Here is a 16,137-nt window from a genome sequence, read left to right as displayed (position 1 = left end):
GGTTTAGGTTGCCTCGACGATGACGTTGAGCCAGTTTCATGGCGGAGCTTAGGATATCCACCTTACCAGGTCGTCGTTCACACGGTGCGGTACGGCTCGTGGGATACGGGATCCCGTTCCCCGACCGTGATGCTTGACGTCATTTCAAATTGCGCCGCAGTGTGGGGCATGCATTTCATCGATCGATGCCTTTTGCACGAACTCTGGCTCACGATGGTAGTAGTGATTTAAATGCTCCACCGATAGCTCGTTAGCTTAGTGAGGAAACCGTAGGTGGCGGCGTAACAAGTCAAAATGAGGCGCGCGAACCAACTGCGCTATAACTCCAAAGGGGAATAGACATGACACTTTCTCGCCGCACTCTCTTCAAGGCGGGTATTGCTGCGGGAGCGGCCATATCCGTCTCATCCATCCTCCGGGCGCAGACACAGCCAGCCCCCGACCGTACGGTCCGCATGGTGAAGTCTACCGACTTGCGCGTGTTCGATCCCATCTGGACGGCGACAAACATCACTGCCGACCACGGCGCGGCGATTTACGACACGCTGTTTTCAGTCGACTCGAAGTTCATGCCTCAACCACAAATGGTGGGTAGGTGGGGGCTCTCCGACGACAAGAAGACTTACACTTTCGAGCTGCGGGACGGCCTAGGTTGGCATGACGGCACCTCCGTTACCGCCGCGGATTGCGTCGCTTCGATCCATCGCTGGGGCCAAGTGGCACCCGGCGGGCAGCTCCTCTTGGAACGGGCTAGCGACATCTCGAAAAAGGACGATAAGACTTTCACAATTTCGCTCAGGGAGCCGCTTGGGCTTCTGATCGATCTCTTGGCAGATCTAACTCCCCCATGCTTGTTCATCATGCGCGAGAAGGATGCCAGCCATCCCGCTAGCGAACAAGTGACGACAAAGATTGGATCGGGGCCTTTCAAATTCAATGAAGCTCTCGCAAAGCCCGGCGCAAGCATCACCTACGATCGTAATGAAAAATACATCCCTCGTAAGGAGCCGTCGGACGGGATGGCTGGCGGGAAGGTCGTCAAGGTCGACCGAGTCGTCTGGGATGTTATCGCCGACCAGCAGACGGCTATGGCGGCCTTACAAGCCGGTGAGATTGACTATTTCGAGTTGCCTCCTGCCGATTTCTACTCGTCGATCGAGAGCGATCCCAATCTTGCTCTTCAAGTTCTGGATAAGGCGGGCCAGGACGCGCTCGTGCGCATGAATTTCCTGCAGCCGCCATTCGACAACGTAAAAGCGCGCCAAGCGGTGCTTCACCTGATCGATCAGGAGGCGTTCATGCGCGCCATGTACCCTGACCCAAAATACATCGACTCTGTCACTTCGATATTCGGTAAAGATACCTTATTGTCTAACGGCGAGAATACCGGATGGTACAAGAAGGGCGGCGATCCAGAAAAAGCAAAAGAGCTTTTTAAGCAAGCTGGATATGCCGGGCAGAAGGTGGTCATTCTCGATCCGACGGACTGGCACGAGGGAGACAATGCCTCTCAGCTTCTGGCGGCGGCGCTGCAGAAAGTAGGAGTAAACGCCGAGTTGGCACCCATGGACTGGGGTGGTGTCACGACACGACGCGCGAACAAGGGGCCCGTTGAGAACGGTGGCTGGAGCATGTTCATCACATCTGAAATGGATTTCTCCCTTGGCAACCCTCTGACGGACCCACTCCTGACCGCCAATGGCGATAAGGCTTGGTACGGCTGGCCGAATAACGACGAATACGAGGCTCTTAGGCGTAAGTTGGCGGATGTCCAAACACTCGAAGAGCGCAAGGAGCTTGCCCGAAAAATGCAAGCAATCTGGTGGGACTTCGTCGGCGATGTGAGGTTGGGAAAATACATTTCCCCGATCGCGCGCCGCAAGACCCTCACGGGCCTCATCGGTGTGCCTGCGATCGTGCCGATGTGGAACATGCAGAAGACTTCTGCCTGATGGCTGCCTACATCCTTCGCAGGATGGTTTCGGCCATCGCCGTCATGGCGATGGTCGGGATGTTCGTGTTCCTGCTCCTCAGGCTGGCGCCAGGCGACCCGGCTGCTATCATCGCCGGCAAGTCAGCCACGGCGGAGATGATTGCTGGCATCCGAGAAAAGCTGGGCCTCAACGATCCCATGCCGATCCAGTTCATCCGTTGGGTGCGCGACATGCTCGGCGGAGATTTCGGAACTTCCATCTTTGCCGGACGACCGGTGCTCGAACTCATCGGGCAGCGGCTTGAACCGACTCTTTCTCTTTCGATGCTGACGATGATCGTTTCGGTAACAGTCGGCGTTTCCTTCGGCATCGTTGCCGCATGGCGGGCCGGCGGGCTCGTCGACCGCATGCTTTCTGCCTTCGCGGCACTGGGTTTTTCTGTCCCGGTATTCGTCATCGGCTTTTTTGCCATATACTGGTTCGCAATCAACTTGCATTGGCTACCGGTCCAGGGCTACCAGCCGATTGGTCAAGGCATCGGCCCGTGGTTTGACCACCTGATCCTGCCAACCCTGGCTCTGAGTCTCGGCTATATTGCCTTCATCGCCCGGATCACGCGCGCCAGCATGTTGGAGGTTCTGTCGGAAGACTATATGCGAACGGCCGCTGCAAAGGGCGCATCGTCCTACGCTATGCTTTTCCACCATGCATTGAAGAATGCCGGTGTACCGATCCTGACCGTCGTAGGCTTATGTTTCGCCTATCTGATCTCCGGCGTCGTCATTACCGAAACCGTGTTCAACGTCCCTGGTATCGGCCGCCTGACTGTCGATGCGATCAACAACCGCGACTATCCCATCATCCAGGGCGTGCTGATCCTTGCTTCTGGCATGTATGTCCTTGTCAATCTCGCCGTCGATCTTGGGTACACCCTGATCGACCCTCGAATCCGGTATTGATATGACGCTCCTCTCCGCACCCGTTGAAACCGTGCCGATAGGCCGGCAGCGCCTATCCGACCTTCCCCGTCTGGCAAAGCGGCATCCTCTCGTCTTCATAGGCGGGGGCCTCCTGACCTTGTTAATCGTGCTGGCGCTTGCAGCACCACTTTACGCCGGCGATCCACTGAATATGGATCCCTTCAAACGCCTTCAACCGCCATCCCCCGAGATGTGGTTCGGGAGCGACAATCTGGGCCGGGACGTGTTTGCGCGAACTATGTTCGGTACCCGGATCTCCCTCATGGTGGGATTGATATCGGCGGCGTACGCGGCCGTGGGTGGGCTTTTGATCGGCATCCTTGCCGGATACAGCCGCGCCTTCGACAGTGTCGCGATGCGGGTGATGGATGGCCTGATGTCGATCCCGACGATTTTGCTGGCCATTGCGCTGATTTCGCTGACCGGCCCGGGCATCGGCATCCTCATCGTCGCAATCGCCATCCCCGAACTCCCGGGTGTCGCGCGGCTGGTCCGTTCAGTCGTTCTAGGTGTGCGTGAACGTCCCTATGTCGAGGCCGCGGTTTGTGGCGGCGCGCGCCTGCCGAAGGTATTGTGGCGGCATATCCTGCCGAGCACCATCCCGCCGCTGATGGTCCAGGGCGCCAATGTGTGTGCCAGTGCGATACTGACCGAGGCCGCCCTGAGTTTCCTCGGCGTGGGCGTACCGCCCGAGATCCCCAGTTGGGGAAACATGATCGCCAGTTCACGACTGTATCTCGCCATCGCGCCATTGACTATCTTTGCCCCAGGCATCTGCCTTGCTGTCACGGTTCTTGCCGTCAACCTGCTCGGCGATGGCTTGCGCGACCTATTCGACCCCCGCGCGAAGCGGAGACGCTGACATGCTGATGCATACGACAATAGCCAATGACGTGCTTCTCGATGTCCAAAATCTTGAGACCCACTTCTACGGCGACGAAAGCATCACCCGCGCGCTGGGCGGCATTAGCTTCCAGGTTAAGAGAGGCGAAACGCTCGGCGTCGTCGGCGAATCCGGATGCGGCAAGAGCGTCACCGCGCTGTCGATCCTTCGCCTGCTGCCGAAGCTCACCGCCAAGACCGTCGGCGGCGAGATCCGCTTTCACGGACGCGACCTCCTGAAACTCTCCGAGCGTGAGATGCGAGGCATCCGCGGCAACCGGATCGCCATGATCTTCCAGGAGCCGATGACAAGCCTGAACCCGGTTTACACGGTCGGTCACCAGATCGCTGAAGCGGTGCAGATCCACACCAAGGCCACCAAATCAGAAGCCATGGCCAAGGCACAAGAGTTGCTGCGTCTCGTGCGCATCTCAGACCCCGAGCGTCGGGTGAATAACTATCCCCACGAAATGTCGGGCGGCATGCGACAGCGTGCCATGATCGCCATGGCGCTTGCCTGCTCGCCGGAACTCTTGATCGCCGACGAGCCTACGACTGCGCTCGACGTCACTATCCAGGCACAAATCCTGCGGCTGGTGGTTGAACTGAAAGAGCGTACAGGAACGGCGGTCATGTTCATCACGCACGATCTGGGCGTCGTCGCCGAGACATGCCAACGCGTGATTGTCATGTATGCCGGCCGCATCGTGGAGCAGGCGAGCGTAGTTGATCTGTTCGCGCGGCCCTCGCACCCCTACACGCAGGGCCTGATGCGCTCGGTGCCTGATCGGCGGCGCGGCCGACAGCGCCGCCTGCCGGAAATCCCCGGTATCGTGCCCAGTCTGCGCGAGCCGATCGTGGGATGTAGCTTCGCGCCTCGCTGTCCATTCGCGATCGACATTTGCCGCGAGAAAACGCCCATCTTGCGAGATGTCGTGCCCGGGCATGGGGCGGCTTGCTGGCGCGCTGAAGAGGTGATGGGCGCATGAGCGGTCCTCTGCTGAAAGTCGAGAACCTGACCAAGCATTATCCGCTCGGTACTGGGTTCCTGAACAAGACCATCCCGGTGGTGCGGGCGGTGGAGGATGTATCCTTCTCGGTCGAGGCTGGCGAGACGCTCTGCATCGTCGGCGAATCCGGCTGCGGCAAGTCCACGGTCGCGCGGCTCCTGATGCGGCTCGTCGAACCGACTGCCGGGCGCGTGCTGATCGACGGCACCGATATCGCCGGCCTCAAGAAGAATGCTCTTCGCGCCTGGCGCCGGCGGATGCAGATGGTCTTCCAGGATCCTTACTCGTCGCTCAATCCACGCCTGACCGTTGAAAAGATCATTACTGAGCCCGTCGAGAATTTTGAACGCCTCAGCCGGAAACAGCGCAAAGCACTTGCCGCGGAGCTTCTGCGAAAGGTCGGCATGTCGCCCGAGATGATGAACAGGCTCCCGTCGGAGTTGTCGGGCGGCCAGCGGCAGCGGCTCGGCATTGCGCGGGCCCTGGCTCTTCAGCCCTCGCTCATCATCGCCGACGAGGCGGTCTCAGCCCTCGATGTTTCCGTGCAGGCACAGATCCTGAACCTGCTTCTGGATCTCCAGCAGCAGATGGGCATTGCCTTTGTCTTCATCTCGCATGATCTTGGCGTCGTCGAGCATATCGGCCATCGCGTCGCGGTCATGTATTTGGGGCGGATCGTCGAGCTCGCTCCCTGCGAGGCCCTTTTCGCCAAACCTGTCCACCCTTACACGGAGGCGCTGATTGCGGCAGCCCCGATACCTGATCCGACGCGGGTTCGGCTGGAGGCGCCCGTCGAGGGCGAGGTACCAAGCCCTATCAATCCGCCGAGCGGGTGCGCGTTCCATCCACGCTGCCCGATCGCGGTCGAGCGTTGCCGCATCGACGTACCGCCTCTGGTGCCGATGGCGGACGGGCGCGTCGTCGCCTGTCATGTGCGCGCTCCGGTTACCGATCTCTTGGAGCAGTCGAATGTAATTGCCGGGGATCAACTCGCTCTGGTTTCAGAATCGCACAGCTCGATCTCTGGATAAGAAGACTTTTGGCAAGGCGATTCTCGCCACTCATACAAGTGGAAGACCATATGCAGAAAGATTTAGGCGAAAACGACGTTCATCCAACTGACAGCGATGATCGTTTTGACGAGGTTGGTTCTATTGCAACAAATGTTGCTGATGGTTTCACAATGGCTGCGGTCGGCGATCTTCTTTACGGACGGCCTGTAACAAAAGGCTATTACCCTGGGCTGGATGAGGTCCTCAAGATTTTTCATGGCAACGACGTGGTCTTTGGAAATTTGGAGACTAATATCTTGGATGTTCAGTCCAAGGGGTGCCCTCAAGCTGAATATGGCGGAGCCTACCTGATCAGTGTTGCAGAAGTTGCACCCGATCTGAGCACAATGGGTTTCAATATCGTGAGCCGCGCGAATAACCATACACTTGACTGGGGCGTTGAAGGTTTGCGCGAGACGAGTCGCGCCCTAAATGACCACGGGATCGTCCATGCAGGCGCCGGGGAGAATCTAGCGCAGGCCGGTGCAGCCCGCTTCCTGGAAACCCCACGTGGTAGAGTGGCGTTGGTTTCCTTTGCGGCTACGTTCGAGCCCATGGCTCGTGCGGGCGATCCTGCGGGCGAGGCCCCCGGCAGACCAGGCCTTAATCCCCTTCGTTTGGCGAAAAGCATCGTCGTCTCGTCAGAGATGCTCGAGAACCTAAGGCGTGTGCGAGAGTCCCTTCCCTGGTATGCTCCCCCTCCCAAAAAGGCCTCCTGTGTGGCCATTCAATGGCCATTTGGAGAGGTAGTATTCAAAGCAGGGGAAAAGCCGGGCTACAGCTTTGAACCGAATGCGCAGGACGTTGACAATATTCTTCGCAACGTGCGCCAGGGTAAGCAATTCGGCGACTTCTGCATAGCTACGAACCACGGGCATGAGCCAGGCGAGTTCAGCCGAGAACCGGCTGACTACGAACAAGCATTTGCGCGCGAACTGATCGACGCCGGAGCGGATGTATATATTAATCATGGGCCTCATCACGTCAGGGGTATCGAAATCTACAAGGGCAGACCAATTTTTTATGCATTGGGCAATTTCTTCAATCAGGACTTAAGATCGCCAGTGGGTGCGGACATGTTCGACGCACACGGTAAGGATCCTCGGGTTGCTACCGATGCAGAGGTAAGCGCTCACGAAATGGCGGTAGGATATCCGTCGGCAGAAGGCTTTATACCGCTTCGCGAGGCAGAGTTTTATGAGAGCGTCATCAGCGTGAGCCGTTTCGAGGACAACCAAATCGCTGAGATACGGCTCTACCCGATTGAGCTCCGTCGCTTGGAGAGGTTCGCCAACCGCGGAGTTCCGCGTATAGCTCCAGCGACGCAAGGGCACTCAATTCTAAAGAGAATTCAGGAACTCTCTAAGTCGCTCGGCACGGCAATTGAGATCGATAAAGGCGTCGGAGTGATCCGTTTGCAGCCGAACTTGGACCAACGACGCGGTTCGGGTGCATTCATTGGAGCTTGAAGCATCAGCGTACAAATCGCCGATCGTCTCGCACGTAATGAGATGTACGGCCTCCGCGACCAAGCCGTCATTCGGTTTGGGGAGAACGACGAGATATTATGACCGCTGTTATGGTCGGGCAAGTGGAGCGTGGGTCGCCGCTCAACGCCATATCCACGTCGCAATCGTCGCGCTGGGAGACAAGACCGCGCGCATCACTTTGGCGGTGATGACGACAGGGCGATGTCACGTTGTCTAGATTAGAACGCGATAAGGCCTGCGGCGCCGATTCACCTGGTCCCAAATCACGGTTTTCCACGGTCAGAGCGTTGGGAGCCAGCCTCCAAGATTTCGCAGAAAAGCAGATACCTGTCATTGCAGCTGGAATTGCTCAAGGCTATGGCGCGGAAATCGAATTCAAGTACATGCGCTCAGTGCCGGCGACCTTCAACTATCCACAGCAAACCAAACTGGCCGTCGCGGCAGCACGCGATCTAGTCGGTGATGCGTCCGTGAATGACAACATTCGAGAAGAAGTTGGCGCTGAGGACTTCTCCTATATGCTTCAGGAGAGGCCCGGTGCTTATATCTTCATTGGTAATGGACCGAGCGCGGATTTTCACCATCCGAAATTTGATTTTAATGATGAAGCATTGCCTTACGGTATCGGCTGGTGGGTTAAGCTCGTGGAGACCCTTCTGCCTTACAAACCTACGACCCAGCAGTAAGGAGATGCATGGGTTGTGCGTCAAATGGATGCCGCACGGAGGTGCACGTTCCTGGTTGTCAAGCGGAAGAAGCTGGTGAGCGTGAGCTTGGCTGCGGCTGAGACCACGCATTAGGCAGTATGCATGATGCTCAGCCGACCCTCGTAAGGCGACGATTGTCGATTGCTAATCGAGACCGGTCACTTTCGCACCGGCAACATCCGGACTGCAGATTCCGACGGTTTGCCAGACAGCATTCCGATCAAAAGCCGGACGCGTTTCATGCTGGAACATTCCGGCCTGCCCGATTCGTCAGGAAACGGTACGCGCGTTGGAAACAACGCGGTCAAGTCATGCGCCAGCGACTCGGGCTGGAATGGCCACATGCGTTTGTCTCGTCGAGATACTGAAAGGTGGCGTCGCCTTGACGGAGCTCGACTCGGGAAGAGGGCATATGGACTTTCCTTCAAGCAGAAGCTGACAAGGCAATCTTTTGCCAACTCGCAATAGCATGTGCGCGAAGTTGGCGATGATCGGCGACAGTGAGATAGTTTCGGTGAATGTGGAAGAGATTGGCAATCTGACTGTGGGTTGAGACGAAACGTTGGCATTTTCGTGCCGATTTGAAGCGCATCATGCGCCACTCTCGTCGCCGCAGAGCAAGATGACAGTTCACGGCGCGATTGTTGAGCCCTTTGTGCGAACGGTGCTCGACGCCCGGCATCAACTCGGCCCTTGCGGTGGAGTACGAGCGCAGCTTTTCGGTCACCATCACCCGCGGCGGGACGCCCTGGCGCTTAGAAGCTTGCGCATCAGCCAAAGAGCGGCCCCCCTGTTTCTGCGGTTTTGGAGAATAGCGTCGAGAAGGTAGCTATTGGCATCGACGGCACGCCACAGCCAGAACTTCTTTCCCTTGATGGACACGACCATCTCGTCGAGGTGCACTTGTCGGCAAAGTGACCGCGGGACCGTTGCCGCAGTTGATGGCGAACTTGAGGCCGAACTTTTCCGCCCACTCCCAGACTGTCTGAAACGATACCGCGCTCGGCAAGCAGGTCTTCGACGTCGCGCAGGCTCAGTGGAAACCGATAGTAGAGCCATGCCGCGTGCGCGATGATCTCGGCAGGAAATAGGTGACGTTTGTAGCGGGCGGGCGAGTCTTCAATCATGCAGGTAGACTATCCTACGGATCCGCACCAGCCGGATAAGGCGACGCCACCGCCCCGAGTGCTGGTGCAGCCTCTTTTAAGACTGAATGTTTCGCCACTCCCATCCCGTTTTTGAAGCGTGCATTGCGGCCGGGGAGCCACTTTGATCGCTATCGACGCATCGAAGTCTGCGATTTAGTTAGGCTTTCGGGTGAGCGACTGCCGCCCACGAACGGGCTTATGGACCCGCCCAGGCGGTAACCGATCGCGATGACGAAATCTGGCAGGCGCGGCGTGCTGGCGGTTCGAGGTGCGCCAACTGCTGAGATGGAGCCGCTGGGGCGGTTTCGCGGCGGCAAATCGTGACCGGGTGTGCGGAGCGTCTGGATTGCAAGATTTGGAGGACTCAGGAATGACACTTGCTGCAGCCGAACCTGCAACAGCTCTCCCAGCCATAGAAAAACGCCACCGGGATCAACGGCATTATCCTCACGGCATAGCCTTCATGGATGGTCAGTACCTGCCGATGTCCGAAGCCAAGATATCCGTTCTTGACTGGGGCTTTCTGCATTCCGATGCCACCTACGATACCGTTCATGTATGGGACGGCAGGTTTTTCAGGCTGGACCTGCACCTGGACCGGTTCTGCCGCGGAATGGAAAAGCTCCGCATGAAAGTTCCCTACAGCCGCTGCGAGATCGAAAAGATCCTGTCAACTTGTGTGGCGTTGTCCGGGCACAAGTCCGCCTATGTCGAAATGATCTGCACGCGCGGTGGCTCGCCCACCTTCAGCCGCGATCCGCGCGAGGCGGAGAACCGTTTCATCGCGTTCGCGGTGCCTTTCGGGTCGGTTGCCAACAAGGAGCAACTAGAGCGCGGCCTGCATGTCGCCATCAGCAGCACCGTCCGAATCCCGCCCAAGTCGATCGATTCGACCATCAAGAACTATCACTGGCTCGATTTGATCAAAGGCCTGTTCGATGCGTACGACTACGGTGCCGAAACTGCATTGATCGTCGACATCAACGGCAACATTGCCGAGGGGCCTGGCTTCAACGTTTTCACCGTGAAGGGCGGCCGCTTGAAGACACCGGCTTATGGCGTCCTCACCGGCATTACCCGCCAGACCGTATTTGATCTATGCGGCGAACTGAGCCTATCGGTCAGCGCCGGCGACATTGATCGCGACGAGCTTAAGGGCTCCGATGAGGTTTTCATTACGTCTACAGCGGGCGGGATCATGCCAGTATCCAAGATTAACGAGACCGTTGTAGGCGACGGCAAGGTTGGTGCCCTGACTCGCCAGCTGACAGACCTGTATTGGGAGAAGCATGCCGATCCGGCATGGTCGACCGCCGTAAATTACGCATCGTACCGCGATATCTTGTCGAGCGTTCCTCCCTCGCGCGGCGAGGGCTGTGCTGCCGTGAGTCTGCCAATGACCTCCGCTTTCATTTCTTATCTCTCGAATGAGCTCGCCGGGTTAAAGTCCGCCGGCCTCTACAAATCCGAGCGGGTGATTGCCTCGACGCAGTCTGCCGAGATCGTGGTGGGCGGCGAGAAGGTGCTTAATTTCTGCGCCAACAACTATCTCGGCCTCGCCGACAGCGCCGACCTGCGTGCCGCGGCCAGCCGGGCGCTCGACCGCTATGGCTACGGCATGGCCTCGGTACGCTTCATCTGCGGCACGCAAGAGGAGCACAAGCAGCTCGAGGCGACGATTTCATCCTTCCTCGGCCTGGAAGACACCATCCTTTACGGCTCCTGCTTCGACGCCAATGGCGGCCTGTTCGAGACGTTGCTCGGTGATGACGACGCGATCATTTCCGATGCGCTGAACCACGCCTCGATCATCGATGGTGTGCGGCTGTCGAAGGCCAAACGCTTCCGCTACGCCAACAACGACATGGCCGATCTCGAAGCGCGCTTGAAGGAAGCCAAGGACTGCCGCTTCCGGCTGATCGCCACCGACGGGGTGTTTTCCATGGATGGCATCATCGCCAATCTCAGGGGTGTCTGCGACCTCGCCGACAAATACGATGCCATGGTGATGGTCGACGACAGCCATGCCGTCGGCTTCGTGGGCAAAAATGGCCGCGGCTCGGCCGAACATTGCGGCGTCGAGGGCAGGGTCGACATCATCACCGGCACGCTGGGCAAGGCACTCGGCGGCGCGTCCGGCGGCTACACGTCCGGCAGGAAACAGGTGGTCGACTGGCTGCGTCAGCGCTCGCGGCCCTATCTCTTCTCAAACACGCTGATGCCGGCGATCGCCGGCGCCTCGATCAAGGTGTTCGAACTGGTCCGCAATGGCGACGCCTTGCGCGAGCGCCTCAATGCCAATGCGGCGCGGTTCCGGTCGCAGATGGGCAAGCTCGGCTTCACGCTGGCGGGCGCCGACCATCCGATCATCCCGGTGATGCTGGGCGACGCGACACTGGCGCAGGAAATGGCGGCGCGCATGCTGAAGCGCGGCATCTACGTCATCGGCTTTTCCTTCCCGGTGGTGCCGAAGGGCCAGGCCCGCATCCGCACGCAGATGTCGGCGGCGCACTCCAGTGCCGACATCGACCGCGCGGTCGAGGCGTTTGCTGAGGTGGCAAGGGAGCTTTCGATCGTATGACCTGCGGTCTCTATCTGCTTGCCGCCAAACATAGCCTTGGGCGAAAGCCTAGCAGGCCGTTGGAGGAAGGTGTCTACAGCTGGGATACCGAAGGTCGAAAGAGCCTCGGTGGTTTCGGCGGCCGTTACTGCGTCACAGGGGATATGGATGCACGGAGATCGCCGACGCCATTGCGAAGCAGGCGTACGAACTGCCCTTCGCGCATGTCTATGCCAGCCAGGGCACGGAGCCTGTCGCACGTTTGGCCGATTTCGGGCAGAACATGGTCGAAGAACTTGTGAAAGAATGGAAGGCCTGTCCAGGCTTCTGGTGAGCAGCCCGGAACCGGCAAAGGGTTTATTTTGGCCTGTCCGGGTCCGATGCCAATGAAACCAATATCAAGCTCGTCTGGTACTACAACGACATTCTCGGCCGCCCTGAAAAGAAAAAAGATCATCTCGCGGCATCGCGGTTATCACGAGCGAGTTCGGCGACGTTTGTCGTCGGGAGGTCCGAGTCGACAAGAGCTGGGAGCGCCTGTTCGACGGCGAAATCGGCCTGTCGATCGAAGACGGCAAGAAGATCATGACGGCGCTGCAGAGCGCGGTCGTAAACCAGGAGGTGAATGCCTATGCTCTGTTTCGGCGGGTTTGCCCGGACTGCCACACGTTCCGGCCGGTCAAAGACTATACGGCGCGCCGGATCCGAACTGTGTTCGGCACGGTGGAGGTGCGCAATCCCCGCTGGATGCTGTGTGGGGTTGCCATCCAGGGATGGTCGTTGCTTTCGCGCCACTGAAGGAAATCTGCCCGGATCGGGCGACGCCCGAGCTGATGGAACTGACGGCGCGGCTGGGAAGCATGATGCCGTACCGGCAGGCCGCCAGAGTGCTCACCGAATTCCTGCCCATTGAGCCTACCGAGACGCATGCGACCGTGCGCAAGCGCACCATCAGGATCGGTGAACGGCTGGGCGAGCAGGTTGCAGAGGAAGAACGGCGCGCAAGGGCGCAAGCTGATGATCGGCGCCAGCTCGAAATGGAGCTTCCCGGCGATCGGCGCAAAGAGTTTATCATCAGCATCGACACAGCGCATGTGCGCAGCGCCGATCCCAATGCAGCGCGAAACTTCGAACTCGTTGTAGCCAGATGCGGTTGCGGCGGTCGGGGCGAACCCGGTGGCCGCTATTTCGTGACCAGCAGCACCGACCAACCGCAATCCGGGATCGAGCGCTCCACGCGCTTCAGCAAGAAGGATATTGCGGCTTTGGCGACGTCACCGTGATCTCGGATGGCGCCGAAATCCTGAAGCGCCTGCCCCGCGCCATGCCAAGGCCGACCAGCCATATCATCGACTGGTTCCACATCGCCATGAAGCTCCAACCAATGCAGCAGATCGCCGACCACATGGTTCGATCTCGCGCGGACGGTGCCAGGCCCCTTCCAACCCTCCACAGGGACATCAGAGCCGTGAAGTGGCGCCTGTGGCATGGGCGCGTCGATCGCGCGATCCGCGACCTGGAGCAACTCTTGGAGAGTATTCGCAAGGAGACAGCGAGTTCTCGATCGCACGGCTTCATAGCCTCGGCTCGCAGCTCCTGACCTATGTCAGATCGAACCGCGGCGCGATCGTCAACTATGGCAAGCGATACCGAGCTGGGCTTCGTGTCGCCACCAGCCTCGCCGAGTCAGCAGTGAATTCGCTTGTCGGCAAACGCATGGTCAAGAAGCAGCAGATGCGCTGGTCTCTCCACGGTGCGCACATGCTCATGCAGGTCAGGACGGCGGAGATCAATGGTGAGCTTCGCGATCGGCTGCGGGCACCGTTCCGACAGCCAGAACCGAACGTGCCTCCATTATTCAAGCCCAAACCGCCCCTTCTGCGCGCCGCCTAACCCCAGAGAAGTTACCGGTCTCCGACAGCCTGCTTGCCCACGAGCCGTTCAAGTGCTGCGATGCGGGCCTCATATTCCTGGATCAGGTCGGCTGCCTGCGCGTCCTCATCGAGCGCGCCTTCCTCATATTTGCGGACCCAGACACGGATCAGCTGTCGCTGAATGTCGTGACGCTTGGACAGTCCGTGCAGCGTCTCGCCGGCAAGGTATTCCTGCGCGACCTGCCGCTTAAACTCGATGCTCTGGGTACGATATCTTGCCATGGTCTTCTTTCCGAAAACCCGGCTGACTGGGTCAATCCCAAAATCCTAATCTGTCCGCCCCACGGGGCGCACTCCACATCACGGGGCCTTATTCCACGCCTAATCACAACGTAGGCCTCGTCACGGGGTTCTGTGTTCCGGTTCACGGCGCCGACGGCTTGCAAGGTTGCGTTTCGTTCGGAGGTTCGGAGATCGACCTCGAGCCGGAAACGCGGCTTAACCTGCACCTGATCTCGATGTACGCCCACGGTAGCCTGCGCTTCAAGCGCCGCTCGATACGCCTGGGCAAGGCAACCAGTTGGAGCATGGCGATGCATCGAACCATGACTTCATAACCTCATCAGCGTTGTTAGCGAACAAACTGAATTTGACGGAAGAGCACTCGGCTGGGACCATTGGGGACCGTTAAGCAGAGGGCTTTCCAATATGCGTATGTTCATGTGTGGTCTGTATACCGAGACCAACAGTTTCTCTCCTGTGCCCATTGGGCGCGGGTCTTTCGCCGGGGAAACCTTTCATGGTGACGCCACGGCTCACCCACCGGGCTGGGCTTCGGCGCCGATGCACATCTGGAAGACACTGGCCGAGCAAAAGGGTTACGAGGTCATAGAGAGCCTTTGTGCGAGTGCCGGGTCGGGCGCTCCGGTGGTGCGCGCGATTTATGAGGAGCTTCGGGACGAGATTCTCAATGACCTGCGCAGCGCGGGCGATGTGGATATGGTACTTTTGTCCCTACATGGCTCGATGATCGCGGAGGGCTATGACGACTGCGAAGGTGACTTGCTTGAACGGGTGAGGTCCATTGTCGGTCCCGATGTAGTTATTGGCGCAGAACTCGATCCTCACTGCAGCATAACCCGCAAAATGGTCGCCGCCGCGAACATTCTTATCACCTATAAACTCAGCCCTCACACGGATGTCGAGGAGAGGGCCCCGGAAGTGTTCGCCCTCTGCGACGCAGCCGTTCGCCGAGAAATAAAGCCGGTCACGGCGATCCATGAATGCCGGATGGTTTCAACGTGGCCGACGGACCGCGAGCCCATGGCCGGCTTCGTCCGGCACATGATGGACTGCGAGGGGCGAGGGGATATTCTTTCAGTCTCGTTTGCGCATGATTTCGGATTGGCCGACGTGCCGGAGGGCGGCGCAAAGGTTCTCGTCATTGCGAACGGGAATGCGGCTGCTGCCGAAACGCTTGCGCGCGACCTTGGACAAAGGCTGTGGGATATGCGGCGGGAAACCGCCCGCACATGGGAGAGCCTCGACGCCGTTCTCGACAAAGTGGCAACAGCAAAGTCGGGGCCGATCGTCATTGCCGATTTTTGCGACAATTCCGGAGGTGGCGCGCCGAGCGATTCAACGCATATTCTCCGCGCGCTGGTGGAGCGGGGAATCGGAAATTCCGCTTGCGGCTTTATCTGGGACCAGGGCGCTGTCGGCCTTTGCATCGCCGCCGGGGAAGGCGCCAAGCTCGATCTGCGGATCGGCGGCAAGGTTTGCAGGGCGTCCGGTCAGCCGCTAGACCTGAATGTGACCGTTATGCGCATCATCGAGAATGCCTCGCAGCATTTTGCCGGCACCACCGACTCGATCGGCGACGCGGTTTGCGTCCGTACAGACGATGCCATCGATATTGTGCTCACCGAGACGCGCCAACAGATATACCAGCCAGACGCTTTCACGCAGTTCGGGATCGAACTCACGGGAAAACGTGCAATCATTGTGAAATCGTCCAACCATTTCCGGGCGGGATTCGCGCCGATTGCAACTGAGATCCTATACCCCGCAACCGATGGTCTTCTGACCCTCGACTATGCAACGGTGCCATACACCAAATTCAAGACCCCCTTCTGGCCGTGCGTTGAGGACCCATTTGAGGCGCGTTGATCCTCTCCGGCCGTGTAGGCTGCGGCCACGACTTCGGAGCCGGGGATTGAACAAACCGTTGGCCCGGGAGAGGTGGTGATTGGAGGAGCGGTCTACTGACGGGACGCCCTGATCGGGAGAGCCAGCGACCCGGGTCAATGACGGACCGAGCAACGGCGAACTCTTCACCTCTGTGTCGAGACAGTCCTCGTCTACAGTGGCGAAGGGCGACGTCGTCATTCTCGACAAACATCGCCAGTCACAAAGGTGGAGTAGTGTGCCGGCCGTCCTGGCCGCCGGCACACATGGGCCTTCGCCTCAGCTCCTGATCAGAAAAGCCGCCGAACCGTCG

11 protein-coding genes and 4 pseudogenes are annotated in these 16,137 nt (G+C 58.9%); 13 read left to right on the top strand and 2 right to left on the bottom strand.

Annotation, left to right across the window (positions count from 1 at the left end; all coding sequences use genetic code 11):
- The first annotated feature begins 341 nt into the window (after positions 1-341).
- The 7 genes from C8D77_RS28985 (at position 342) to C8D77_RS28955 (ending at position 8,034) form a co-directional block, all read left to right on the top strand.
- Complete coding sequence (locus C8D77_RS28985; protein ID WP_109670701.1) at positions 342-1,952, top strand: ABC transporter substrate-binding protein; 1,611 nt, start codon at positions 342-344, stop codon at positions 1,950-1,952.
- A complete protein-coding gene (locus C8D77_RS28980; protein WP_109670699.1) occupies positions 1,952-2,893 on the top strand; it encodes an ABC transporter permease in 942 nt (313 codons plus the stop codon). Before C8D77_RS28985 ends, C8D77_RS28980 begins: the two co-directional genes overlap by 1 nt.
- Position 2,894: 1 nt before the next feature.
- A complete protein-coding gene (locus C8D77_RS28975) occupies positions 2,895-3,776 on the top strand; it encodes an ABC transporter permease (protein ID WP_109670697.1) in 882 nt (293 codons plus the stop codon).
- A 1-nt stretch (position 3,777) separates the two neighbouring features.
- Entirely contained in the window at positions 3,778-4,785 is a 1,008-nt protein-coding gene (locus tag C8D77_RS28970) for an ABC transporter ATP-binding protein (protein WP_109670695.1), read from the top strand.
- Positions 4,782-5,837, top strand: a complete 1,056-nt coding sequence (locus C8D77_RS28965; RefSeq protein ID WP_109670693.1) for an ABC transporter ATP-binding protein — start codon at positions 4,782-4,784, stop codon at positions 5,835-5,837. The genes C8D77_RS28970 and C8D77_RS28965 overlap by 4 nt, the downstream gene beginning before the upstream one ends.
- A 50-nt stretch (positions 5,838-5,887) precedes the next feature.
- A complete protein-coding gene (locus tag C8D77_RS28960; RefSeq protein WP_109670691.1) occupies positions 5,888-7,327 on the top strand; it encodes a CapA family protein in 1,440 nt (479 codons plus the stop codon).
- A gap of 308 nt (positions 7,328-7,635) precedes the next feature.
- Entirely contained in the window at positions 7,636-8,034 is a 399-nt protein-coding gene (locus C8D77_RS28955) for a M20/M25/M40 family metallo-hydrolase (RefSeq protein WP_245951898.1), read from the top strand.
- A gap of 445 nt (positions 8,035-8,479) precedes the next feature.
- Here the strand turns inward: C8D77_RS28955 and C8D77_RS28950 are convergent.
- A pseudogene (locus C8D77_RS28950) lies at positions 8,480-9,182 on the bottom strand (IS6 family transposase).
- 484 nt (positions 9,183-9,666) lie between these two features.
- Between C8D77_RS28950 and C8D77_RS28945 the strand changes: the two are divergent.
- The 4 genes and pseudogenes from C8D77_RS28945 to C8D77_RS28930 form a co-directional block, all read left to right on the top strand.
- Positions 9,667-10,527, top strand: a pseudogene (locus C8D77_RS28945) (aminotransferase class IV); the annotation flags it as partial.
- Between the two features lie 72 nt (positions 10,528-10,599).
- On the top strand, positions 10,600-11,784 hold the full coding sequence (locus C8D77_RS28940) for a glycine C-acetyltransferase (protein ID WP_109670851.1): 1,185 nt from the start codon (positions 10,600-10,602) through the stop codon (positions 11,782-11,784).
- Positions 11,781-12,242: pseudogene (locus tag C8D77_RS38435) on the top strand (aminotransferase class III-fold pyridoxal phosphate-dependent enzyme); the annotation flags it as partial. The gene C8D77_RS28940 and the pseudogene C8D77_RS38435, both read left to right, overlap by 4 nt.
- Positions 12,229-13,656, top strand: a pseudogene (locus C8D77_RS28930) (ISKra4 family transposase). The pseudogenes C8D77_RS38435 and C8D77_RS28930, both read left to right, overlap by 14 nt.
- Positions 13,657-13,667: 11 nt before the next feature.
- Here C8D77_RS28930 and C8D77_RS28925 read toward each other — a convergent pair.
- The gene (locus C8D77_RS28925) at positions 13,668-13,919 is read right to left on the bottom strand and encodes a transposase (protein WP_146211837.1); all 252 of its coding nucleotides are present in this window, start codon (positions 13,917-13,919) and stop codon (positions 13,668-13,670) included.
- A 26-nt stretch (positions 13,920-13,945) separates the two neighbouring features.
- Here C8D77_RS28925 and C8D77_RS39115 point away from each other — a divergent pair, with 26 nt between their 5' ends.
- Entirely contained in the window at positions 13,946-14,254 is a 309-nt protein-coding gene (locus C8D77_RS39115; protein ID WP_109670687.1) for an autoinducer binding domain-containing protein, read from the top strand.
- Between the two features lie 91 nt (positions 14,255-14,345).
- Complete coding sequence (locus C8D77_RS28915; RefSeq protein WP_109670685.1) at positions 14,346-15,806, top strand: M81 family metallopeptidase; 1,461 nt, start codon at positions 14,346-14,348, stop codon at positions 15,804-15,806.
- Positions 15,807-16,137: the final 331 nt, after the last annotated feature.

Origin of the sequence: Mesorhizobium loti (assembly GCF_003148495.1) — a bacterium.
Classification (GTDB): Bacteria; Pseudomonadota; Alphaproteobacteria; order Rhizobiales; family Rhizobiaceae; genus Mesorhizobium; species Mesorhizobium loti.
Note: the sequence above shows the minus strand (reverse complement) of the source record. Positions and strands in the feature narration are given on the sequence as shown.